We start from the raw sequence: 21,434 nt of genomic DNA, 5'->3' as shown, positions 1-21,434 counted from the left end.
GCGCCGGGCCCGGACGCGCGGAGGCCCCCGCCCGATCCGAGGATCGGGCGGGGGCCTCCGTACTGTCAGGCGGGGATCAGAAGCGGCGGGTGACCAGCGCCCGCTTCACTTCCTGGATCGCCTTGGTGACCTCGATGCCACGCGGGCAGGCCTCGGAGCAGTTGAAGGTGGTGCGGCAGCGCCACACGCCCTCGCGGTCGTTGAGGATCTCCAGGCGCTGCTCGGCACCCTCGTCGCGCGAGTCGAAGATGAAGCGGTGCGCGTTGACGATGGCGGCCGGGCCGAAGTACTGGCCGTCGTTCCAGAACACCGGGCAGGACGACGTGCACGCGGCGCACAGGATGCACTTGGTGGTGTCGTCGAAGCGCTCACGGTCCTCGGCGGACTGCAGGCGCTCGCGGGTCGGGTCGTTCCCCTTGGTGATGAGGAACGGCATGACGTCCTTGTACGCCTGGAAGAACGGGTCCATGTCCACGACCAGGTCCTTGAGGACCGTCAGGCCCTTGATGGCCTCGATCGTGATCGGCTTCTCCGGGTCGACGTCCTTGATCAGGGTCTTGCACGCCAGCCGGTTGCGGCCGTTGATCCGCATGGCGTCGGAGCCGCAGATGCCGTGCGCGCAGGAACGGCGGTAGGTGAGGGTGCCGTCCTGCTCCCACTTGATCTTGTTGAGCGCGTCCAGGACGCGCTCCTTCGGGTCCATCGTCAGCTGGTAGTCGACCCACACCGGGTCCGGGTGCTCCTCCGGGTTGAACCGGCGGATCCGGAAGGTGACGGTGATCAGCTGTACGCCACCGGCCTCGACCGCGTCCAGAGCGGCCGAGTGCTCCACAGTCGGAGTGCTCATCAGTACTTACGCTCCATCGGCTGGTAGCGGGTCGTGACGACCGGCTTGTAGTCGAGGCGGATGGAGGTGCTGCCGTCGGCGGCGACCTCCTGGTACGCCATGGTGTGCTGCATGAACTTCACGTCGTCACGGGTCGGGAAGTCCTCGCGGTAGTGGCCGCCGCGGGACTCCTCGCGGGCCAGCGCGGAGACGGCCAGCACCTCGGCCAGGTCGAGCAGGTTGCCCAGCTCGATGGCCTCCAGCAGGTCCGTGTTGTACCGGAAGCCCTTGTCCTGGATGGAGACGTGCTTGTAGCGCTCCCGCAGCGCGGCGATGTCCTCGACCGCCTGCTTCAGGGTGGCGCCGGTGCGGTACACCATCGCGTTGGCGTCCATGGTCTCCTGCAGCTCCTTGCGGATCTGCGCCACGGACTCGGTGCCGGTCGACTCGCGGAGCTTGTCGACCATGCCCTGGACCAGCGTCTCCGGGTCCTCCGGGAGCGGGACGAACTCGTTGGCGTTGGCGTAGTCGGCGGCGGCGATGCCCGCGCGACGGCCGAACACGTTGATGTCCAGCAGCGAGTTGGTGCCGAGGCGGTTGGCGCCGTGCACGGACACGCAGGCGACCTCGCCGGCCGCGTACAGGCCCGGGACGACGTCGGTGTTGTTGCGCAGGACCTCACCCTCGACGTTGGTCGGGATGCCGCCCATGGCGTAGTGCGCGGTGGGCTGGATCGGGATCGGGTCCGTGTAGGGCTCGATGCCGAGGTAGGTGCGCGCGAACTCGGTGATGTCCGGGAGCTTGGCGTCCAGCTGCTCCGGCGGCAGGTGGGTGAGGTCCAGGTAGACGTGGTCGCCGTCCGGACCGCAGCCGCGGCCTTCGCGGATCTCGGTGTAGATCGCGCGGGAGCAGACGTCACGGGACGCGAGGTCCTTCATGACGGGGGCGTAGCGCTCCATGAAGCGCTCGCCGTCCTTGTTGCGCAGGATGCCGCCCTCGCCGCGGGCGCCCTCGGTGAGCAGGATGCCCATGCGCCAGATGCCGGTCGGGTGGAACTGGAAGAACTCCATGTCCTCCAGCGGCAGGCCGCGGCGGTAGGCCACCGCCTGGCCGTCACCGGTGAGGGTGTGGGCGTTCGAGGAGACCTTGAAGAACTTGCCGGTGCCGCCGGAGGCGAACACGACCGACTTGGCCTGGAAGACGTGGATCTCGCCGGTGGCCAGCTCGTAGGCGACGACGCCGGCCGTCTTGCCCTCGTTGAGCAGCAGGTCGAGGACGTAGAACTCGTTGAAGAACTCGACGCCGTGCTTGACGCAGTTCTGGAACAGCGTCTGGAGGATCATGTGACCGGTGCGGTCGGCCGCGTAGCACGAGCGGCGGACCGGGGCCTCGCCGTGGTTGCGGGAGTGACCGCCGAAGCGGCGCTGGTCGATCCGGCCCTGCTCGGTGCGGGAGAAGGGGAGGCCCATCTTCTCCAGGTCGAGGACGGCGTCGATGGCCTCCTTGCACATGATCTCGGCGGCGTCCTGGTCGACCAGGTAGTCACCACCCTTGACCGTGTCGAAGGTGTGCCACTCCCAGTTGTCCTCCTCGACGTTGGCCAGGGCGGCGCACATGCCGCCCTGGGCCGCGCCGGTGTGGGACCGGGTCGGGTAGAGCTTGGTCAGGACGGCGGTGCGGCTGCGCTGCGTCGACTCGATGGCCGCGCGCATGCCGGCGCCGCCGGCGCCGACGATGACGGTGTCGTACTGGTGAATCTGCATGGGGGGTTAACTCGCCTCTGGCCTCTGCCGATGGTCGATGGTGCTCGCGGCTCAGATGTTGGGGTCGAAGGTGAAGATCACCAGGGTCCCGAGCAGCACGGTGAACACCGTGGCGGTCCCCATGAGCCCCTTGAGCCAGAGCCGGGTCGAGTCCTTCTCGGCGTAGTCGTTGATGACCTGACGCATGCCGTTGGCGCCGTGCAGCATGGCGAGCCAGAGCATCAGGAGGTCCCAGCCCTGCCAGAACGGCGAGGCCCAGCGGCCGGCCACGAAGGCGAACCCGATCTTGGAGACGCCGCCGTCGAGCACCAGCATGATCAGCAGGTGACCGAGGATCAGCACGACCAGGACGACACCGGACAGGCGCATGAAGAGCCAGGCCAGCATCTCGAAGTTGGTGCGGGTGCGGCGCGGGGTCTTCGCGGTCCGCTTGCGCGGCGGCTCGATGACGAAGGCGTCGGCGGGGTTGCCGGTGCCGAGGCCCTTGCCGGTGTGCGCCTGCTTGGAGGGGACGACGATCGCGTCGGAGTAATCCGTGGACATCAGTCAGCTCACTTCCCGAACCAGGAGATCAGCGTGTGCTGCAGGATGCCGTAGAAGGAGCCGGCCATCAGGACGACCCAGACCCCTACGACGGTCCACAGCATCTGCTTCTGGTACTTCGGGCCCTTGGACCAGAAGTCCACCGCGACGACGCGCAGGCCGTTGAGCGCGTGGAACAGGATGGCGGCCACCAGGCCGTACTCCATCAGGTTCACGAGCGGAGTCTTGTACGTCTGGATGACGGTGTCGTAGGACTCCGGCGACACTCGCACCAGGGCGGTGTCCAGGACGTGGGCGAACAGGAAGAAGAAGATGAGGACGCCGGTGACTCGATGAGCCACCCAGCTCCACATGCCTTCCCGGCCGCGGTACAGCGTTCCAGCCGGCACGGAAAAACCCTCCGGAAGCGATTGGGGGCTCGGCCGGCTTCGGTGTCGGTCAGCCCGGCCGGGTACGGTCCACCGGCCGCCAGCATCCTATCGACGCCGTGTCGGGAACCGCCTCCGGGGTCCCCAGGTGTGATCAATCAGGCACTTCTGGCCTAGTGGGGCGGGAACCGGGCCGCCACTTGTCACGCTGGGTGATGGCTTGGCTCCGCTGTGATGCCCCGGTGGTCCGCCCCTGGGGGCCGAACGGGTGATCGGGTTCATCCTGACGGATGAATCGGGTTCGGCCGGCCCGGCGCGCCGGGCCGGCCGTGCGCCGGGGCGGGTCCCGCGTCAGCGCGCCCCGGCCTCCGAGTGGGTGGCGACCAGGTGCTCCAGCCGGGTGAGGGCGATCCGCCGGAGTTCGTCCGCCGCGATCAGCCGCTCCTCGTCCGGGTCGTTGGCCAGCCGGGTGCGGATGGAGGAGAGCACGGTGTCGAGCATCTCCTCCGGGGCGACGCCGTCCAGGCAGACCACGAAGACGTGGCCGAACCGGGCCTCGTAGGCGGCGTGGGCCGCCCGCAGCGCGGTGTGCGCGGCCTGGCTGCCGGGGGCGCGCATGCCGAGCAGGGGCTGCGGCATCCAGCTCTCGTCGGCGAGGGCCTCGGCGAGGTCGGCCGGGCGGAGGTCGTAGGAGGCCTCGCTGGCGGCGGCCAGCAGGGACCCTATGTCGGGGTAGGGGCGGTGGGCGGTGAGTCGCAGGGCCCAGCGGTGGCTGCCGCAGCAGGCCAGCAGGGCCTCCTCGGCGGCGCCGGCGTCCGCTTCGTTGAAGCGGTGCAGCCCCAGGAGGGTCGGCTCGGTGCTGGCGTCGGGCCGCTGTGACGGGATGTCGCTGGCCAGCGGGTCCTCCTCGGGAGGGCGGGAAGGCCGGTGGGGTGGGGTGGAGCAGCAGGAGTATGGGGCTGCGGAGGGGGCGTACGGCGCCTTTCTGGCAGCCCCCCAAAGGTAGTTGAGCGGTCATCAGTTGGGGAGGGCGCGCGCGGAATTCATCCGGACGAGCTATCAAGTTGTGACGTTGACACCTTCGTGTCACCGTCCGCCCCGCCCGGGTCCGCTAGTGGCGGGTCGTGGCGACGGGTCGTGGCGACGGGTCGTGGCGACGGGCCCGCCGGGGCCCGTCGCCGGGCGGGTTCAGCCGCAGCGGGTGCCCTCGGCCGGCATGGTGCCGTCGGTCAGGTAGGCGGCCATGGCCTGGTCGATGCAGGCGTTGCCCTTGCCGAAGGCGCCGTGGCCCTCGCCCACCCGGGTGAGCAGGGTGGCCTTGGCGAAGCCCTGGGCCAGCTTCTCGGCGGAGGAGTACGGGGTGGCCGGGTCCCCGGTGGTGCCGACCACCAGGATCGGGGCGGCGCCCTCGGCGCGGATGGTGTGCGGCTTCTCCTGGGTCTTGAACGGCCAGTAGGCGCAGCCGGGCTCGGTGTAGTCGTCCACCGTGACGCCCTTGGAGAGCAGCGGCGCCTCGGCGAGCAGCCGGTCGACCGCCTGCCGGGCGTGCTCGGGGGTCGGCGCGGGGCGGGCCGCGTCGGCGCAGCTGATCGCGCCGTCGGCCTCGTCCATCGGGCTGTAGTGGCCGTTCTCGTCGCGACCGTTGTAGTCGTCGGCGGAGGCCATCAGGTAGTCGCCCTTGCCGCGCTTCATCGCCCAGCCGAGGCTGTTCCGCAGGTACTGCCAGGAGGTCTTCTCGTCGCCGTAGAGCAGTGAGACGACGCCGGTCCAGGCCAGATCGCGGCCGAGCTTGCGGCCGTCCTTGGTGGTCAGCGGCTTGTCGTGGAGGCCGTCCAGGAAGTCGGCGGCCTTCTTGGCGGCCTTGGTCCGGTCGGTGCCGAGCGGGCACTCGTCGGCGTGGTTGTCCACGCAGTCGGCGGCGAAGCGCTCGAAGGACTTCTCGAAGCCGACCTGCTGGTCGACGCCGTGGTCGAGGGTGTCCTGGGCCGGGTCGACGGCGCCGTCCAGGATCAGCCGGCCGGTGTTCTGCGGGAACTCCTCGGCGTACAGGGCGCCGAGGTAGGTGCCGTAGGAGATGCCCAGGTAGTTGAGCTTCCGGTCGCCGACGACGGCGCGCAGCACGTCCAGGTCGCGGGCGGTGTTGCGGGTGCCGACGAAGGGCAGCAGCTTGCCGGACTTGGCCTGGCAGGCGGCGGCGTGGTCGGTGGACTGCTTGACGTGGGCGGCCTTGCGCTCGGCGGGGTCGTCCGGGGAGTCCAGCTGGTTGACGGCGTCGAGCTGCTTGTCGTCGTAGCAGACCACGGGGGAGCTGTCGCCGGTGCCGCGCGGGTCGAAGCCGATCACGTCGAAGCGGTCGTGCAGGGTGCCGGCGAAGTCCTTGGCGCCGTACTCGACCATCTCGACGCCGGAGGCGCCGGGGCCGCCGGGGTTGACCATCAGCGAGCCGATCCGCTGGCTCCGGTCGCCGGCCCGGTACTTGATCAGCGCCAGGTCGATCGCGTCGGCGGCGGGGTCGGCGTAGTCGAGCGGGACGTGCAGCTTGCCGCACTGCATGCCGGAGGTGTCGATCTTCGCCTGCTCGGCCTTGGGGTCGGCCGGGCAGTCCGCCCAGGTGATCTGCTGGCCGTAGAAGGCCTTGAGCGCCGGGTCGGCCTCGCCCTTGGGCTTCGGGGTCGGGGTGGCCGTGGGGCTCGCGGGGGCGGGCGCGGTGTTGCCGGAGGCCTTGTCCTGGGCCGTCGTGGCGGTGTCGTCGCAGGCGGAGGTGAGCAGGAGGGCGCCTGCCGCCACGGCGGTCAGCAGGACCCGTGGGCGGGCGGCCCGGAAGATCGTCATCGCATGTGTGTACCACTCGTGTACGACACGTGTTCGATCGGGGTGCCGGGCCGCTCCGCCGCGACGGGTGCCGGATCAGCCGCGGTGGACCTTGTGGTTGGCGGCCTGGGCCCGGGGGCGGACCACCAGCAGGTCGATGTTCACGTGCGAGGGCCGGGTGACCGCCCAGGCCACGGTGTCCGCGATGTCCTCCGAGGTCAGCGGCTCGGCCACGCCCGCGTAGACGGCGGCGGCCTTCTCCTCGTCACCGCGGAAGCGGGTGACCGCGAAGCCCTCGGACTTCACCATCCCGGGCGCGATCTCGATCACCCGGATCGGCTCCCCGCACAGCTCCAGCCGCAGCGTCGCCGCGATGGTGTGCGCGGCGTGCTTGGCCGCGACGTAGCCGCCGCCGCCCTCGTACGCGGCCAGCGCGGCGGTCGAGGAGAGCACCAGCACGGTGCCGTCGCCGGTCGCGCGCAGGGCGGGCAGCAGCGCCTGGGTCACGTGCAGCACGCCGAGCACGTTCACCTCGTACATGGCCCGCCAGTCGGCCGGGTCGCCGTGCTCGACGGTCTCGGCGCCGATCGCGCCGCCGGCGTTGTTCACCAGGACGTCCACCCGGCCGACCTCGGCCGCGAAGGCGTCCACCGCGGCCCGGTCGGTGACGTCCAGGGTGACCGCTCTCGCCGAACCGCCGCGCCCGCCGATCTCCTTGGCCAGCGCCTCGATCCGCTCGGTCCGGCGGGCGGTCAGCACCACCTCGAAGCCCTCGGCGGCCAGCCGGCGGGCGGTCGCCGCGCCGATTCCGCTGCTGGCACCGGTGACCACGGCCACCTTCTGCTCGGTCATTGCCACTCCCTGGGGCTCATCCGGTCGTTCACCCGATCATCTCAACCGCCTCCGCGCGCCCGCCGCCCGGTCGGGCCCTAGATTGCGAGGACCGACTCCCTGCGAGAACCGACTCCCCGCGAGGACCGACTCCCGCAGGAGAGGCCCCCGTCCGCCGACCCCGTGGAGAGAGCCATGGCTGCCGCAGAATCCGGTTTCGGGATCGAGCCGCTGTACGGTCCCGAGGCGCTGGCCGGGTGGGACCCGGCGGCCCGGCTGGGCCGGCCGGGGGAGTACCCGTACACCCGGGGCGTCCACCCGACGATGTACACCGGCCGGCCGTGGACGATGCGCCAGTACGCGGGCTTCGGCACCGCCGCCGAGTCCAACGCCCGCTACCGCCGGCTGATCGAGGGCGGCGGCACCGGCCTCTCGGTGGCCTTCGACCTGCCCACCCAGATGGGCTACGACTCGGACGCGCCGCTCGCCGCCGGGGAGGTCGGCAAGGTGGGCGTGGCGGTGGACGGCGTCGAGGACATGGCGGTGCTCTTCGACGGCATCCCGCTCGGCGCGGTGTCCACCTCGATGACCATCAACGCGCCCGCCGCCGTACTCCTGCTGCTGTACCAACTGGTCGGTGAGGCACAGGGGGTGGCGCCCGCGGCGCTCACCGGCACGGTGCAGAACGACGTGCTGAAGGAGTACATCGCCCGGGGCACGTACATCTTCCCGCCGGAGCCCTCGCTGCGGTTGGCCGCCGACGTGTTCCGGTACTGCCGGGCCGAGATCCCGCGCTGGAACACCATCTCCGTCTCCGGCTACCACATGGCCGAGGCCGGGGCCGATCCGGCGCAGGAGGTCGCCTTCACCCTGGCCAACGGGATCGCCTACGTCCGGACCGCGCTCGCCGCCGGGATGGCCGTGGACGACTTCGCGCCCCGGCTCTCCTTCTTCTTCGTGGCCCGCACCACGCTGCTCGAGGAGGTGGCCAAGTTCCGTGCCGCGCGCCGGATCTGGGCCAGGATCATGCGCGAGGAGTTCGGCGCGAAGGACCCCCGTTCGCAGATGCTGCGCTTCCACACCCAGACCGCCGGGGTGCAGCTCACCGCCCAGCAGCCCGAGGTGAACCTGGTCCGGGTCTCGGTGCAGGCGCTGGCGGCGGTGCTCGGCGGCACCCAGTCGCTGCACACCAACTCCTTCGACGAGGCGATCGCGCTGCCCACCGAGAAGGCCGCCCGGCTCGCCCTGCGCACCCAGCAGGTGCTCGCCCACGAGACCGACGTGACCGCCACGATCGACCCCTTCGCCGGCTCCTACGCGGTCGAGTCGCTGACCGACGCCGTCGAGGAGGCGGTGCTGGCGCTGATGGCCCGGGTCGAGGAGCAGGGCGGCGCGGTGGCCGCGATCGAACGGGGCTTCCAGAAGGGCGAGATCGAGCGCAGCGCCTACCGGATCCAGCAGCAGACCGACTCCGGCGAGCGCACGGTGGTCGGTGTCAACCGGTTCCGGCTGGACGAGGAGGAGCCGTACCAGCCGCTGCGGGTGGACCCGGCGATCGAGCGGCAGCAGGCCGCCCGGCTGGCCCGGCTGCGGGCCGAGCGCTCCGGCCCGGCCGTCACCCGGGGGCTGGACGCGCTGCGCCGTGCGGCGGAGGGCTCGGCGAACGTGCTGTACCCGATGAAGGAGGCGCTGGCCGCCCGGGCCACCGTCGGCGAGGTCTGTGACGCGCTGCGCGGGGTCTGGGGGACGTACGTTCCGGTGGAGCGTTTCTGACCCGGCCGAACCAGCCGAACCGGTTGAACCGGCGCACGGGATTGACGAACTGAGCTGCCCTCATGGCGGGTCGGCCGTCAAGGCGGTGGGGGCCGTGACCACCGGCCCGGGTGATCGTTGCACAGGGCAAGCAATCCGGGGAAGGCGGCAGAAACGAGATGTCATACCCACCTGTCCGGCCGGTATGCACCCATCCGGGGACTAATTTTCCGGAAGTCGGGCCAAATCCCCCCAACGGGCCTATTCTTGGGGAGATGAACCGTCCTGAGCCCGCTCAGCCGGGCGCCACTCCCGCCGTCGCACGCCCCGCCGCCGAACTGCGCGACCGGGTCCGGACGCTGGAGCCCGAGCTGATCGCCTTCCGCCGTGATCTGCACCGGCACCCGGAGCTCGGCCGCCAGGAGTTCCGCACCACCGACCTGCTGCGCGACCGGCTGGCGGCGGCGGGCCTGGAGCCGCGGGTGCTGCCCGGCGGCACCGGCCTGCTGGTCGACATCGTCCCGGCCGGCACCGCCCCGGGGACGGAGTTCCTGGCCTTCCGCGCCGACATCGACGCGCTGCCCATCGACGACGCCAAGACCGACGTGCCGTACCGCTCGACCGTCCCCGGCCGGGCCCACGCCTGCGGTCACGACGTGCACACCTCGGTGGTGCTCGGCACCGGCCTGGTGCTGGCCGAGGCCGTCCGCTCCGGTGAGCTGCGCCGCCCGGTCCGGCTGGTGTTCCAGCCGGCCGAGGAGGTCATGCCGGGCGGGGCGCTGGACGTCATCAACGCCGGGGGGATGGACGGCGTCGGCCGGATCTTCGCGGTGCACTGCGACCCGAAGGTGGAGGTCGGCCGGATCGCCCTGCGGGTCGGGGCGATCACCTCGGCCTGCGACCGGCTGGTGCTGCACCTGGACGGCCCCGGTGGGCACACCGCCCGCCCGCACCTGACCACCGACCTGGTGACCGCGATCGCGCGGATGGCCGCCGACCTCCCGGCCGCGCTGGCCCGCCGGATGGACCCGCGCTGGGGCGTCAGCCTGGTCTGGGGCCGGATCGCCTCCGGCTCCGCGGCCAACGTCATCCCGCAGCACGCCGAGCTGGAGGGCACCGTCCGCTGCCTGGAGCTGGACGGCTGGCGGGAGGCGCCGGACCTGCTGCACGAGTTGATCGCCAAGGTCGCCGAGACCTACCGGGCCAAGTGGACGCTGGACTACCACCGCGGGGTGCCGCCGGTGGTCAACGAGGCGGTCTCGGTCGCGCGGCTGGAGGAGACGATGACCGCCCGGTTCGGACAGGGCGGCGCCCAGGTGGTGGAGGGGACCGAACAGAGCCTGGGCGGCGAGGACTTCTCCTGGTACCTGGAGCACGCCCCGGGCGCACTGGCCCGGCTGGGCGTCCGCACCCCCGGTGACGTCACCATCCGTGACCTGCACCAGGGCCGGTTCGACGTGGACGAGCGGGCGATCGGCGTGGGCGTGGAACTCTTCGCGGCGCTGGCCCTGGAGGGCGACCGAATCTGACCGATTCCTGGGGGTATGTGGCCCTCCCGTGATCAGGTCGTTGAGATCCGGGGTTACGAACCGTTCCGTAAACTGGGCCGGACCAATCTCGGATCACCGTCCGCGTACGGGAAATAGAGCCTTCGGAAGGCCTTCAGACCACGGTTTGATAACAACCCGAATGCTCTGGCACCCCGTAACACAACCGTGTTCTACGCGCGTTACGGTGGCGTCCGACCACGCTAAACGGGTGCGTGTGAGAAGGAGATACTCCCTTGCGCCGTTCAATGAAGCTCGCCGCGGTTGTGCTCTCGGGTTCCCTGGGCATGGCCTCGCTCGCCGCTTGCGGCGCAAAGAGCACTGACAGTAACGCTTCTTCGGGTTCGTCCGATGCTCTCAAGGTCGGCATGGCCTACGACATCGGCGGCCGTGGCGACCAGTCCTTCAACGACTCCGCCGCGCGTGGTCTCGACAAGGCCAAGTCCGACCTGGGCGTCGCCGTCACCGAGGCCGAGGCCAAGCCGGGCGAGGCCGAGGCCGACAAGGAGACCCGCCTCAAGAACCTGGTCGACGCCGGCTACAAGACCGTCATCGCGGTCGGCTTCGTCTACCAGCCGGCGGTCAACAAGGTCGCCAAGGACAACCCGAACGTCAAGTTCGCGATCATCGACTCGAACGACAAGGACCAGCCGTCCAACGTCACCTCGCTGCTCTTCGCCGAGCAGGAGGGTTCGTACCTGGCCGGTGTCGCCGCGGCGAACAAGTCGAAGACCCACCACATCGGCTTCATCGGTGGTGTCCAGTCCGAGCTGATCAAGAAGTTCGAGGCCGGTTACAAGGCGGGCGCCAAGTTCGCCGACCCGAACATCCAGATCGAGACCACCTACCTGACCACGCCGCCGGACTTCACCGGCTTCAGCGCGCCCGACAAGGGCAAGGAAGCCGCGCAGGGTCAGCTCGACAAGGGCGCGGACGTCATCTACTCCGCCGCCGGCTCCTCCGGCGCCGGTGCCATCGAGGCCGTCGCCAACGCGGGCAAGCTCGCCATCGGCGTCGACTCCGACCAGGCCAGCCAGCCGGCCCTGTCGAAGTTCAAGAACAGCATCCTGACCTCGATGGTCAAGAACGTCGACACCGCGGTGTATTCGTACATCGACTCGGTCAAGAAGGGCACGCCGTTCACCGGCATCAAGCTCTTCGATCTGAAGGCCAACGGTGTCTCGCTCGCCACCACCGGCGGCAAGATCGACGACATCCAGGACAAGCTGAAGGCCGCCGCCGACTCCATCACCAGCGGTGCCACCACCATCCCGACCGCGCCGGCCCAGTAAGGCCCGCGCGTCTCGGACGCGACCTGCGCCCGCCGCCTGCCCGGCCGGGCGATGATCGACACAGTTCACGGGAGGGGCCCGGAAGGGTGCGCTCAACGCGTACCCCCGGGCCCCGTTCCGTCTCCCCGTTTCCCCCCTTGGCCCTCCGAGCGCAACGACGCGCCTCCAGACCACCAGGAGACCGCCATCACCGCATCAGATCCCGTCCCCCTGCGCAAGGACGGCACCCCCAGCGCGGGGACGGCGACACCGGCCGTCGAACTGCGCGGCATCACCAAGCGCTTCCCCGGAGTCGTGGCCAACCACGACATCAACCTCACCGTCCGCACCGGTACCGTGCACGCCCTGATGGGCGAGAACGGCGCCGGCAAGTCGACGCTGATGAAGATCCTCTACGGCATGCAGAAGCCGGACGAGGGCACCATCGCGATCAACGGCGAGGTGTGCGAGTTCCACACCCCGGGCGACGCCATCGCCCGCGGCATCGGCATGGTGCACCAGCACTTCATGCTCGCCGACAACCTCACCGTGCTGGAGAACGTCGTCCTCGGCGGCGAGAAGCTCCACGGCATCGGGGCCAAGGCGAAGGCGAAGATCAAGGAGATCTCCGACCAGTACGGCCTGGGCGTGCGCCCGGACGCGCTCGTCGAGGACCTCGGCGTCGCCGACCGCCAGCGCGTCGAGATCCTCAAGGTGCTGTACCGCGGCGCCAAGATCCTGATCCTCGACGAGCCCACGGCCGTGCTCGTCCCGCAGGAGGTCGACGCGCTGTTCGACAACCTGCGCGACCTCAAGGCCGAGGGCGTCACCGTCATCTTCATCTCGCACAAGCTGCACGAGGTGCTCGCGGTGGCCGACGCGATCAGCGTCATCCGGCGCGGCACCACGGTCGGCGACGCCGACCCGAAGGCCGTCACCGCGCGCCAGCTGGCCGAGCTGATGGTCGGCGCCGAGCTGCCCTCTCCGGAGAGCCGCGAGTCGACCGTCACCACCGCCGAGATGCTCGACGTCAAGGACCTGCGGATCGCCAAGACCGACTCCGAGGGCATCGAGCGCGTCGTCCTGGACGACATCTCGCTGCGGATCCACAAGGGCGAGATCCTCGGCATCGCCGGGGTCGAGGGCAACGGCCAGGCCGAACTGGTCGAGGCCATCATGGGCATGCTGCCGCTGGACGGCGGCACCGTCGTCCTGGACGGCAAGGACCTCTCCGGCACCCTGACCCGGGCCCGCCGCGAGGCCGGCATCGGCTACATCCCCGAGGACCGCCACAAGCACGGCCTGCTGCTGGAGGCCCCGCTCTGGGAGAACCGGATCCTCGGCCACGTCACCGAGGCGCCCAACTCCAGCGGTGTGCTGCTCAAGCCGGCCGCCGCCCGCGAGGACACCTGGCGGATCGTCGAGCAGTACGACGTCCGCACCCCCGGCATCGAGGTCACCGCGGCCTCGCTCTCCGGCGGCAACCAGCAGAAGCTGATCATCGGCCGCGAGATGAGCCACCAGCCCAAGCTGCTGATCGCCGCCCACCCGACCCGCGGGGTGGACGTCGGTGCGCAGGCGCAGATCTGGGAGCACATCCGGACCGCCCAGCGCGAGGGCCTGGCCGTCCTGCTGATCTCGGCCGACCTGGACGAGCTGATCGGTCTCTCCGACACCATCCGGGTCATCTACCGCGGCCGCCTGGTCGCCGACGCCGACCCGGCCACCGTCACCGCCGAGGACCTCGGCACCGCGATGACCGGTGCCGCCGCCGGCCACCTGGAGTCCGCTCCGGAGGACGTCGCCGAGGCACAGGCGATCGCCGCCGAGGGCACCGAGGCCGCGGCCGAGCACCCGCACACCGACACCGCCGACGACCCGCAGGCGGGGGAGTAACCCATGACCAGTCCCAACCCCGCCGCCAAGCGCAGCCTGGCGCAGCGGATCAGCGGTGAGCGGATCGTGCTCGCCCTGGCGGCGCCCGTGCTCGCCGTCCTGCTCTCGGTCGCGATCTGTTCCGTCCTGCTGGCGACCTCGGGCAAGAACCCGTTCGACGCGTGGAACGTGATGCTCACGTTCGCCAGCAAGTCGGACGGCCAGGTGAACATCCTCAACCGGACCACCACCTACTACCTGGCCGCCGCGGCCGCCGCGTTCGGGTTCCGGATGAACCTGTTCAACATCGGCGTCGAGGGCCAGTACAAGGTCGCGGCGCTGTTCGCGGCCTACATCGGCGCCCAGGTCGACCTGCCGTCGTTCATCCAGATCCCGCTGCTGCTGGTCACCGCCATGCTGGTCGGCGGTCTGTACGCGAGCATCGCCGGTCTGCTGAAGGTCTTCCGCGGTGTCAGCGAGGTCATCTCGACCATCATGCTGAACTCGATCGCGCTCGCGATCATCGGCCTGCTGCTCGTCCCCGGCGTCTTCGCCCCGAAGGTCAGCGGCACCAGCAACTCGATCCAGACCAGCCCGGTCTCGCAGTCCAGCCACTTCTTCAGCCTCGACACGGCGGGTGGCCCGCTCTGGGGCTTCATCTTCGTCGCCGTCCTGGTCGGCGTGGTCTTCCAGTTCGTGCTGACCCGCACCCGGTTCGGCTTCGACCTGCGCGCCACCGGCCGCTCGGAGTCCGCCGCGACGGCCTCCGGCGTGAACGTCAAGAAGATGGTGATCATCTCGATGGCGGTCTCCGGCGCGATCGCCGGTCTGATCGGTCTGCCCGAGCTGCTGCAGAACTCGTACTACTTCGGCCAGACCTTCCAGCAGAACCTGGGCTTCCTGGGCATCTCGATCGCCCTGCTCGGCCGCAACAGCCCGATCGGCATGGCCTTCGCGGCGCTGCTGTTCGCCTTCCTGGACGTCACCGGTTCGGTGCTGCCGCTGCAGGGCGGCTTCCCGTTCGAGATCGTCACGGTCATGCAGGGCACCATCGTCATCTGCGTCGTCGTGGCGTACGAGCTCGTGCGCCGGTACGGCCTGAAGCGCCAGCAGCAGAAGGTCGGCGCGCAGCTCGCCGCCCAGCTCGCGGCCACTGAGAAGAAGGAGGTGTCGGCATGAGTACGGCCACCGCCGCTCGTCCGAAGGCGCCGGGCGCGCCCGCGAAGAAGCGCAAGCTGTCCTGGCCGGTCGTCCTGCTCCTGATCGCGGGCGCCCTGGTCCTGTTCTCCGCCGTGGGCATGGCCACCGGCAACCACTCGCTGACCTCCTCCGGGCAGATCACCGCCGCGCTCAGCGCCGCCGTGCCGATCGGCATGGCCGGTCTGGGCGGTCTCTGGTCCGAGCGGGCCGGCGTGGTCAACATCGGCCTCGAAGGCATGATGGTCGCCGGCACCTTCTGCGGTGCCTGGGCGGGCTACCTGGTCAACCCGTGGGTCGGTCTGCTGGCCGGCATGGCCGGCGGTGCGCTCGGCGGTCTGCTGCACGCGATCATCACCGTCACCTTCGGCGTCGACCACATCGTCTCCGGCGTCGGCATCAACCTGCTGATCCCCGGCATCTGCGCGTACGTCAACCGGATCTACTACAAGGACTACATCTCGGCCGGTGCCGGCCAGAACCAGTCCCCGCCGGCGGACCCGCTGCCGTACATCACCGTGCCGGGGCTGTCCTCGGGCCTGAAGAGCATCGAGAACCACCACTGGTTCCTGGTCTCCGACGTCGCGGGCGTGCTCGGCGGCCTGGTCACCAACCTCTCGGTGGTCGTGGTGCTGGCCGCCGCGCTGATCGTGGCCAGCTACTTCCTGCTCTGGCGCACGGTGTTCGGCCTGCGGCTGCGCTCCTGCGGTGAGAACCCGACCGCCGCCGAGTCGCTGGGCGTCAACGTCTACAAGTACAAGTACCTGGCGGTCATCGCCTCGGGCGCCTTCGCGGGCCTCGGCGGTGCGTACCTCTCGCTGGTCGCCGCGCACTTCTACAAGGACGGCCAGACCCTGGGCCGCGGCTTCATCGGCCTCGCGGCGATGATCTTCGGCAACTGGATGCCCGGTGGCCTCGCCGTCGGCGCCGGCCTGTTCGGCTTCACCGACAGCCTCCAGCTGCGGGACCCGGAGTCGGTGCACGTGCTGATCCTGATCATCGCGATCGCGATGGCGCTGCTCGCCCTGTGGCAGCTGTACCGCCGCAAGTTCACCGCGACGGTGATCTCCTTCGTGGTGGCCGGCGGTCTGGGCGCCTGGTACGCGCTGACCGACGAGGTGCAGCGTCCGCTGATCGTCGCCACGCCGTACCTGATCACCCTGGTGGTGCTCGCGCTGGCCTCGCAGCGACTGCGGATGCCCAAGGCCGACGGCCAGATCTACCGCAAGGGCCAGGGCAAGTGACGGCCGCCGAGGCCTCGGCGGCCTCCGCGATCGACTGGGAGCGGCTGCGCGCGGCGGCACGCGAGGCGATGAGCCACGCGTACGCCCCGTACAGCAGGTTCCCGGTCGGCGCGGCGGCGTTGGTGGACGACGGCCGGCTGGTCAGCGGCTGCAACGTGGAGAACGCCTCGTACGGGCTCGGGCTGTGCGCCGAGTGCGGGCTGGTGTCCGCGCTGCACGCCTCCGGCGGCGGCCGGCTGGTCGCCTTCACCTGCGTCGACGGCGCGGGCGAGCTGCTGATGCCGTGCGGGCGCTGCCGCCAGCTGCTGTACGAGCACGGAGGGCCCGGGCTGCTGGTCGACCTGGCCTCCGGCGTGAAGCCGATGAGCGAGGTCCTGCCCGAGGCGTTCGGGCCGGAGCGGCTCTAGCATCTGCTTTTGTTACGCGCGTAGAGTGTCGCGAGTGGGCCGGAACCCGGTCATCTCGCGGCACTCTACGCTTTTTGACGCATCTGAAACCCCTCTTGGAGCACGCATGGACGCCATCTCCGTCATCAGGACCAAGCGCGACCGCGGAGAGCTGAGCGACGCTCAGATCGACTGGGTCATCGACGCCTACACCCGTGGCGAGGTCGCCGACGAGCAGATGTCCGCGCTGGCCATGGCGATCCTGCTGAACGGCATGAAGCCGCACGAGATCAGCCGCTGGACCGACGCCATGATCCGCTCCGGCGTCCGGATGGACTTCTCCTCGCTGCCGCTGCCCACCAGCGACAAGCACTCCACCGGCGGCGTCGGCGACAAGATCACCCTCCCGCTCGCCCCGCTGGTCGCCGCCTGCGGCGCCGCCGTCCCGCAGCTGTCCGGCCGCGGCCTCGGCCACACCGGCGGCACCCTGGACAAGCTGGAGTCCATCCCCGGCTGGCGCGCCCTGCTCTCCAACGACGAGATGATGGACGTCCTGCGCGACGCCGGCGCCGTCATCTGCGCGGCCGGCGACGGCCTCGCCCCCGCCGACAAGAAGCTGTACGCGCTGCGCGACGTCACCGGCACCGTCGAGGCCATCCCGCTGATCGCCTCCTCGATCATGTCGAAGAAGATCGCCGAGGGCACCGGCGCGCTGGTGCTCGACGTCAAGGTCGGCTCCGGCGCCTTCATGAAGAACCTGGACGACGCCCGCGAACTCGCCCGCACCATGGTCGGCCTGGGCACCACCGCCGGGGTCAACACCGTCGCCCTGCTCACCGACATGTCCACCCCGCTCGGCCTCACCGCGGGCAACGCGCTGGAGGTCCGCGAGTCCGTCGAGGTGCTGGCCGGCGGCGGCCCGGCCGACGTCGTCGAGCTCACCCTCGCGCTGGCCCGCGAGATGCTCGCCGCGGCCGGCGTGCACGGCAAGGACCCGGCCGACGCGCTGCGGGACGGCTCCGCGATGGACCACTGGCGCCGCATGATCGCCGCCCAGGGCGGCGACGTCGACGCCCCGCTCCCGGTCGCCCGCGAGCAGCACGTCATCCCCGCGCCCGCCTCCGGCGTGCTCACCGAGCTGGACGCCTACGCGATCGGCGTCTGCGCCTGGCGCCTGGGCGCCGGCCGCGCCCGCAAGGAGGACCCGGTCCAGGCCGGCGCCGGCGTCGAGATGCACGCCAAGCCCGGTGACACCGTCGTGGCCGGCCAGCCCCTGCTGACCCTCCACACCGACACCCCGGAGCGCTACGACTACGCGATCGAGGCCCTGAAGGACGGCATCACGGTCGCCCCCGAGGGCACGGCGTTCACCCCGAACCCGATCGTCCTCGACCGCATCGCGTAGTCATCCGATTACTCCATGCGCGGCAGCGTGGTTTACGCTGCCGCGCATGGGAGTCGACCGCTACACGGTCGAGATCGAACCGGAAGTCCGTGACTGGCTCATCGCGCTTCCGCCGAGGCACTACGCCCTGGTCGAGGAGCGCGTAGACCATCTGGCCGAGTATCCGACCACGCTCGACGAGCCTCATTCGCGACATCTGGACGGGCCGGTGCGCGAAGAGTCCAGCCGGATCGTCAGGTAAGGAGAGCAGTGGTGAACCACGCACAGTGGAAGACCCGCCGCACGCGCGAGCTGCTGGGCGAGCAGGTGGAGGACAGTCCCGAGATGGCCGCGTACCGGCTGGAGATCCGGTACTCGATGGCGTTCGGGCAGGCTCTCTACGACCGCCGCACGGCTCTCGGCCTCTCGCAGGCCGAGGTCGCCCGACGCGCGGCGATGACGGTGGACGAGATCGAGTGCATCGAGGAAGCCGGCACCGTGCCCACGCTCCCCCTGCTGCAGCGGCTGGCGGGGGCGCTGGAGGCGGAGCTGGACATCCACGTCACGCCCGACACCGAGGCCACCGTCCGTTTTCAGGCGCCGGCTGCCTGAGGTGCCGGAAGGAGCCCGTACCCGGTCGACCGGGTACGGGCTCCTTCACATGCGCTCAGGCGTACGTCCGCAGGACGCTGGTGTCGAGGGTCCAGGGGCCGACGGTGATCTTGTCGCCGAAGTTGAACTCCTCGCGGGAGGTGTAGCCGGGACCATCGTGGATGATTCCGGTGCCCTTGCGGGGGTCGACCAGGAGGTAGAGAGGAATGCCCATGGCCGAGTAGTCGTGGACCTTGCCGTGGTAGTCGCGCCGGGGATTGGATTGCGAGACGACTTCGACGGCCAGGAGGACGACATGGGGCGGGATCACACGGCCGTCGGCAATGTCGGGGAAGACCAGTAGGTCCGGGCCGATGAGTTTGCCCATCCCGACGCTCTCCAGGCGCGAGTCCGACCTGGCGATGAACCCGGGGTGGGTCCGGTGCAGTTGCGCCGCTACCTGCTGAGCGATCTGCTCGATCGCCAGTCGGTGACGCTCGACAGGCGGCAGGGATACGACGACGTGGCCCTCCGTTACCTCGATCCGCCCGACGCCCGGAACTCCTGACCAGCAGTCGGCGATCCGGCGTAGCTCCAGGTATTCGCTCTGAGTGGTGCTCATGCTCCGGAGCGTACCGAGGGCATCCGCCTCGTGGTATGCGCCTGGTGGGTGGCGTAGAGGGTGACGGCGGCGGCGAGGGTCATGGCGGTGAGGCCGACGGTGGCGGCGCCGGGCCAGCCGGTGGCGTGGTAGGCGTCGGCGCCGAGAGTGCCGCCGAGGCTGTTGCCGAGGTAGTAGGCGATCAGGTAGAGGGCGGAGGCCTGGGCGCGGCCCTCGGTGGCGGTGCGGCTGACGGCGGAGGAGGCGGTGGCGTGGCCGGCGAAGAAGCCGGCGGTGATCAGCACCAGGCCGAGCAGCGCGCAGACCAGGGAGTCGGCGAGTGAGAGCAGCAGGCCGGCGGCGGTGACGCCGATGGCGACGTAGAGGGCGCCGCGGCGGCCGAGCCGGCCGGAGAGGCGGCCGGCCGCGGCGGAGGTGCCGGTGCCGACCAGGTAGACCACGAAGATCGAGGCGGCGATCGACTCCGGCAGGTGGAAGGGCGCGGCGATCAGCCGGTAGCCGACGGTGTTGTAGACCGCGCCGAACACCGCCATGAACAGCATCGCGAGCGCGTACAGCCGCACCAGCAGCGGGTTGCGCAGGTGCCGGCCGACGGTGCGGGCGAGGGCGCGGGCGTCCACCGGGGCCGGGGTGAAGTGCCGGGCGGCGGGGACCAGCAGCCGGAAGGCGAGTGCGGCGAGCAGCGCGAGGGCGGCGGAGGCGGCCAGGCCCCAGCGCCAGCCGAGGGCGGCGGCGGTCCAGCCGGAGACGAGCCGGCCGCCCATGCCGCCGATGCTGTTGCCGGCCACGTACAGGCCGATCGCGGAGGCCAGCGCACTGGGGTGGACCTCTTCGGCGAGGTAGGCCATCGCGGTGGCGGGGAGTCCGGCGAGGGCGGCGCCCTGGAGGACGCGCAGCGCCACCAGGGTGGTCAGGCCGGGGGCGAAGGGCAGGGCGGCGGCGAGGGCGGAGGCGGCGAGGACGGAGGCCGTCATCACCGCGGTGCGGCCGTACTTGTCGGAGAGCGCGCTGGCGGGGAGCAGCCCGAGGGCGAGGCCGAGGGTGGCGGCGGAGGCCGTCCAGCTGGCCTGCCCGGGGGTGAGGTCGAGGTCGGCCGAGAGGACCGGCAGCAGGCCCTGGGTGGAGTAGAGCAGGACGAAGGTGGCGACCCCGGCGGCGAACAGGGCGAGGTTGGCGCGGCGGAAGCCGGGTCGGCCGGGGCGGTGGCGGTCGTCCTGGTCGGGGGTGTGCTCGGTCGAGGCATCCGGGGCGGGCACGGATGCCCTGGTATCGGAGGGCTGCATGGCATCGACGGTAGGCCCGGCGCGCTTGATGCGTCCAATGCATGAAGAGTGGATGATCGATGCACTGGCGTATGGGTCGAGGTGGGACGGGATGACTGTGGCGGATCTGTCGGACGGAGCAGAGCAGCGGTACCGGGCGGCCGAGTTGGGGCCGGATGAGCCGGCCGTCCGGCTGGCGCCCAGGCTGGCGCAGTTCGCCGCGGTGGCCCGGCTGGAGCACGTGACCCAGGCGGCGGCGCTGCTCGGGGTGCCGCAGCCGACGCTGTCGCGCGCGGTGGCCCGATTGGAGGAGGAGCTGGGGGTGGACCTGCTGGCCCGTCAGGGCCGGGCGGTCCGGCTGACCAGGGCGGGCCGGCTGCTGCTGGCCTCGGTGGAGCGGGCGTTGGCGGAGCTGGAGCGCGGCGCGGAGGCGGCCCGGGCGGAGGCGGATCCGGCGGTGGGACGGGTGGCCTTCGGCTTCCTGCACACGATGGGCCCGGACGCCGTGCCGGCGCTGCTGCGCGGCTTCCGGGCGGCGCACCCGCAGGTGCGGTTCCAGCTGGTGCAGGACTACGGCATGGCGATGCTGGAGCGGCTGCGGGCGGGCGAGCTGGACCTCTGCCTGGTCGCGCCGCTGCCGGACGACCCGGCCTTCACCGCCCGGCCGCTGGACGAGCAGCGGCTGCACCTGGCCGTGCCGGCCGACCACCGGCTGGCCGGGCGGCGGCGGATCCGGCTGGCGGAGGTGGCCGAGGAGCCCTTCGTCGGGCTGGAGGACGGGTACGGGCTGCGCATGATCACGGACGGTTTCTGCGCGCAGGCCGGGTTCGTGCCCCGGCTGGCCTTCGAGGGGGAGGAGACCGAGACCCTGCGCGGGCTGGTGGCGGCCGGGCTGGGGGTGGCGCTGCTGCCGCCGGCGCTGGTGCCGCGGCCCGGGGTGGTGGAGCTGGAGGTGACGGCACCGCGGACCCGCCGGGCGATCGGGCTGGCCTGGGCGGCGGGGCGGCCGCTGACGCCGCCGGTGGCGGCGTTCCGGGACTTCGTGCTGTCCCGGCGGGGGCGCCTGCTGCACCACGACTGAGGCCTTGGCCCACCCTCGGCTCCTTTGGCGGATCCTATGGACCGGGCGGTGGAATTCCGGGTTCGGTTTGGACCATTCGG

At 70.9% G+C, this 21,434-nt stretch carries 20 protein-coding genes; 11 read left to right on the top strand and 9 right to left on the bottom strand.

Annotation, left to right across the window (positions count from 1 at the left end; translation table 11 throughout):
* Positions 1 to 76: 76 nt before the first annotated feature.
* The 7 genes from ACZ47G_RS00450 to ACZ47G_RS00420 all read right to left on the bottom strand — a co-directional run bounded on the left by ACZ47G_RS00450 (position 77) and on the right by ACZ47G_RS00420 (position 7,163).
* Complete coding sequence (locus tag ACZ47G_RS00450) at positions 77 to 847, bottom strand: succinate dehydrogenase iron-sulfur subunit (protein WP_465739270.1); 771 nt, start codon at positions 845 to 847, stop codon at positions 77 to 79.
* Positions 847 to 2,589, bottom strand: coding sequence for a succinate dehydrogenase flavoprotein subunit (sdhA, locus tag ACZ47G_RS00445; RefSeq protein WP_380457953.1), 1,743 nt, complete (start codon positions 2,587 to 2,589; stop codon positions 847 to 849). The genes ACZ47G_RS00450 and sdhA overlap by 1 nt, the downstream gene beginning before the upstream one ends.
* Before the next feature lie 51 nt (positions 2,590 to 2,640).
* Positions 2,641 to 3,132: a succinate dehydrogenase, hydrophobic membrane anchor protein gene (sdhD, locus tag ACZ47G_RS00440; protein WP_380457955.1), complete on the bottom strand. Its 492-nt coding sequence runs from the start codon at positions 3,130 to 3,132 to the stop codon at positions 2,641 to 2,643.
* 8 nt (positions 3,133 to 3,140) lie between these two features.
* Positions 3,141 to 3,521, bottom strand: a complete 381-nt coding sequence (gene sdhC / locus ACZ47G_RS00435; protein ID WP_033332398.1) for a succinate dehydrogenase, cytochrome b556 subunit — start codon at positions 3,519 to 3,521, stop codon at positions 3,141 to 3,143.
* Positions 3,522 to 3,851: 330 nt separating this feature from the next.
* On the bottom strand, positions 3,852 to 4,385 hold the full coding sequence (locus ACZ47G_RS00430; protein WP_380458021.1) for a 2-oxo-4-hydroxy-4-carboxy-5-ureidoimidazoline decarboxylase: 534 nt from the start codon (positions 4,383 to 4,385) through the stop codon (positions 3,852 to 3,854).
* Positions 4,386 to 4,688: 303 nt separating this feature from the next.
* Positions 4,689 to 6,332 carry an alpha/beta hydrolase gene (locus ACZ47G_RS00425; protein ID WP_465739269.1) on the bottom strand — a complete coding sequence of 548 codons (1,644 nt, stop codon included), beginning with the start codon at positions 6,330 to 6,332 and terminating at the stop codon, positions 4,689 to 4,691.
* Positions 6,333 to 6,407: 75 nt separating this feature from the next.
* A complete protein-coding gene (locus ACZ47G_RS00420) occupies positions 6,408 to 7,163 on the bottom strand; it encodes an SDR family oxidoreductase (RefSeq protein ID WP_465739268.1) in 756 nt (251 codons plus the stop codon).
* Positions 7,164 to 7,337: 174 nt separating this feature from the next.
* Between ACZ47G_RS00420 and ACZ47G_RS00415 the strand changes: the two genes are divergently transcribed.
* The 10 genes from ACZ47G_RS00415 (at position 7,338) to ACZ47G_RS00370 (ending at position 18,410) form a co-directional block, all read left to right on the top strand.
* Positions 7,338 to 8,915, top strand: coding sequence for an acyl-CoA mutase large subunit family protein (locus tag ACZ47G_RS00415; protein ID WP_465739267.1), 1,578 nt, complete (start codon positions 7,338 to 7,340; stop codon positions 8,913 to 8,915).
* A gap of 254 nt (positions 8,916 to 9,169) precedes the next feature.
* Positions 9,170 to 10,423, top strand: coding sequence for an amidohydrolase (locus ACZ47G_RS00410; RefSeq protein WP_465739266.1), 1,254 nt, complete (start codon positions 9,170 to 9,172; stop codon positions 10,421 to 10,423).
* A gap of 254 nt (positions 10,424 to 10,677) precedes the next feature.
* Entirely contained in the window at positions 10,678 to 11,733 is a 1,056-nt protein-coding gene (locus ACZ47G_RS00405) for a BMP family lipoprotein (protein WP_465739265.1), read from the top strand.
* Between the two features lie 348 nt (positions 11,734 to 12,081).
* Positions 12,082 to 13,608, top strand: coding sequence for an ABC transporter ATP-binding protein (locus ACZ47G_RS00400; RefSeq protein ID WP_465740005.1), 1,527 nt, complete (start codon positions 12,082 to 12,084; stop codon positions 13,606 to 13,608).
* Positions 13,609 to 13,611: 3 nt separating this feature from the next.
* A complete protein-coding gene (locus ACZ47G_RS00395; RefSeq protein ID WP_465739264.1) occupies positions 13,612 to 14,766 on the top strand; it encodes an ABC transporter permease in 1,155 nt (384 codons plus the stop codon).
* Positions 14,763 to 16,028, top strand: coding sequence for an ABC transporter permease (locus ACZ47G_RS00390; RefSeq protein WP_465739263.1), 1,266 nt, complete (start codon positions 14,763 to 14,765; stop codon positions 16,026 to 16,028). Before ACZ47G_RS00395 ends, ACZ47G_RS00390 begins: the two co-directional genes overlap by 4 nt.
* Positions 16,025 to 16,435, top strand: coding sequence for a cytidine deaminase (locus tag ACZ47G_RS00385; RefSeq protein WP_465739262.1), 411 nt, complete (start codon positions 16,025 to 16,027; stop codon positions 16,433 to 16,435). Before ACZ47G_RS00390 ends, ACZ47G_RS00385 begins: the two co-directional genes overlap by 4 nt.
* Before the next feature lie 106 nt (positions 16,436 to 16,541).
* Positions 16,542 to 17,819 carry a thymidine phosphorylase gene (locus ACZ47G_RS00380; RefSeq protein WP_465739261.1) on the top strand — a complete coding sequence of 426 codons (1,278 nt, stop codon included), beginning with the start codon at positions 16,542 to 16,544 and terminating at the stop codon, positions 17,817 to 17,819.
* Between the two features lie 46 nt (positions 17,820 to 17,865).
* Positions 17,866 to 18,060: a hypothetical protein gene (locus ACZ47G_RS00375; protein ID WP_465739260.1), complete on the top strand. Its 195-nt coding sequence runs from the start codon at positions 17,866 to 17,868 to the stop codon at positions 18,058 to 18,060.
* A gap of 11 nt (positions 18,061 to 18,071) precedes the next feature.
* Positions 18,072 to 18,410, top strand: coding sequence for a helix-turn-helix domain-containing protein (locus ACZ47G_RS00370; RefSeq protein WP_465739259.1), 339 nt, complete (start codon positions 18,072 to 18,074; stop codon positions 18,408 to 18,410).
* Between the two features lie 55 nt (positions 18,411 to 18,465).
* Here the strand turns inward: ACZ47G_RS00370 and ACZ47G_RS00365 are convergent, their stop codons facing one another.
* Complete coding sequence (locus ACZ47G_RS00365) at positions 18,466 to 19,011, bottom strand: Uma2 family endonuclease (protein WP_465739258.1); 546 nt, start codon at positions 19,009 to 19,011, stop codon at positions 18,466 to 18,468.
* On the bottom strand, positions 19,008 to 20,294 hold the full coding sequence (locus ACZ47G_RS00360; RefSeq protein WP_465739257.1) for an MFS transporter: 1,287 nt from the start codon (positions 20,292 to 20,294) through the stop codon (positions 19,008 to 19,010). Before ACZ47G_RS00360 ends, ACZ47G_RS00365 begins: the two co-directional genes overlap by 4 nt.
* Before the next feature lie 91 nt (positions 20,295 to 20,385).
* On the opposite strand from ACZ47G_RS00360, the gene ACZ47G_RS00355 reads away from it, so the two are divergent.
* Positions 20,386 to 21,354, top strand: a complete 969-nt coding sequence (locus tag ACZ47G_RS00355; protein ID WP_465739256.1) for a LysR family transcriptional regulator — start codon at positions 20,386 to 20,388, stop codon at positions 21,352 to 21,354.
* The last annotated feature ends 80 nt before the right edge of the window (positions 21,355 to 21,434 follow it).

The organism is Kitasatospora sp. NPDC030952 (genome assembly GCF_055571335.1).
Note: the sequence above shows the minus strand (reverse complement) of the source record. Positions and strands in the feature narration are given on the sequence as shown.

Coding starts and splice junctions, on each gene's coding strand:
- ACZ47G_RS00420 (WP_465739268.1), bottom strand. CDS start 7,163: ATGACCGAGCAGAAGGTGGCCGTGGTCACCGGTGCCAGCAGCGGAATC.
- sdhA (WP_380457953.1), bottom strand. CDS start 2,589: ATGCAGATTCACCAGTACGACACCGTCATCGTCGGCGCCGGCGGCGCC.
- ACZ47G_RS00395 (WP_465739264.1), top strand. CDS start 13,612: ATGACCAGTCCCAACCCCGCCGCCAAGCGCAGCCTGGCGCAGCGGATC.
- ACZ47G_RS00355 (WP_465739256.1), top strand. CDS start 20,386: ATGACTGTGGCGGATCTGTCGGACGGAGCAGAGCAGCGGTACCGGGCG.
- ACZ47G_RS00380 (WP_465739261.1), top strand. CDS start 16,542: ATGGACGCCATCTCCGTCATCAGGACCAAGCGCGACCGCGGAGAGCTG.
- ACZ47G_RS00390 (WP_465739263.1), top strand. CDS start 14,763: ATGAGTACGGCCACCGCCGCTCGTCCGAAGGCGCCGGGCGCGCCCGCG.
- ACZ47G_RS00410 (WP_465739266.1), top strand. CDS start 9,170: ATGAACCGTCCTGAGCCCGCTCAGCCGGGCGCCACTCCCGCCGTCGCA.
- ACZ47G_RS00375 (WP_465739260.1), top strand. CDS start 17,866: ATGGGAGTCGACCGCTACACGGTCGAGATCGAACCGGAAGTCCGTGAC.
- sdhD (WP_380457955.1), bottom strand. CDS start 3,132: ATGTCCACGGATTACTCCGACGCGATCGTCGTCCCCTCCAAGCAGGCG.
- ACZ47G_RS00365 (WP_465739258.1), bottom strand. CDS start 19,011: ATGAGCACCACTCAGAGCGAATACCTGGAGCTACGCCGGATCGCCGAC.
- ACZ47G_RS00450 (WP_465739270.1), bottom strand. CDS start 847: ATGAGCACTCCGACTGTGGAGCACTCGGCCGCTCTGGACGCGGTCGAG.
- ACZ47G_RS00400 (WP_465740005.1), top strand. CDS start 12,082: ATGGGCGAGAACGGCGCCGGCAAGTCGACGCTGATGAAGATCCTCTAC.
- ACZ47G_RS00415 (WP_465739267.1), top strand. CDS start 7,338: ATGGCTGCCGCAGAATCCGGTTTCGGGATCGAGCCGCTGTACGGTCCC.
- ACZ47G_RS00425 (WP_465739269.1), bottom strand. CDS start 6,332: ATGACGATCTTCCGGGCCGCCCGCCCACGGGTCCTGCTGACCGCCGTG.
- ACZ47G_RS00360 (WP_465739257.1), bottom strand. CDS start 20,294: ATGCAGCCCTCCGATACCAGGGCATCCGTGCCCGCCCCGGATGCCTCG.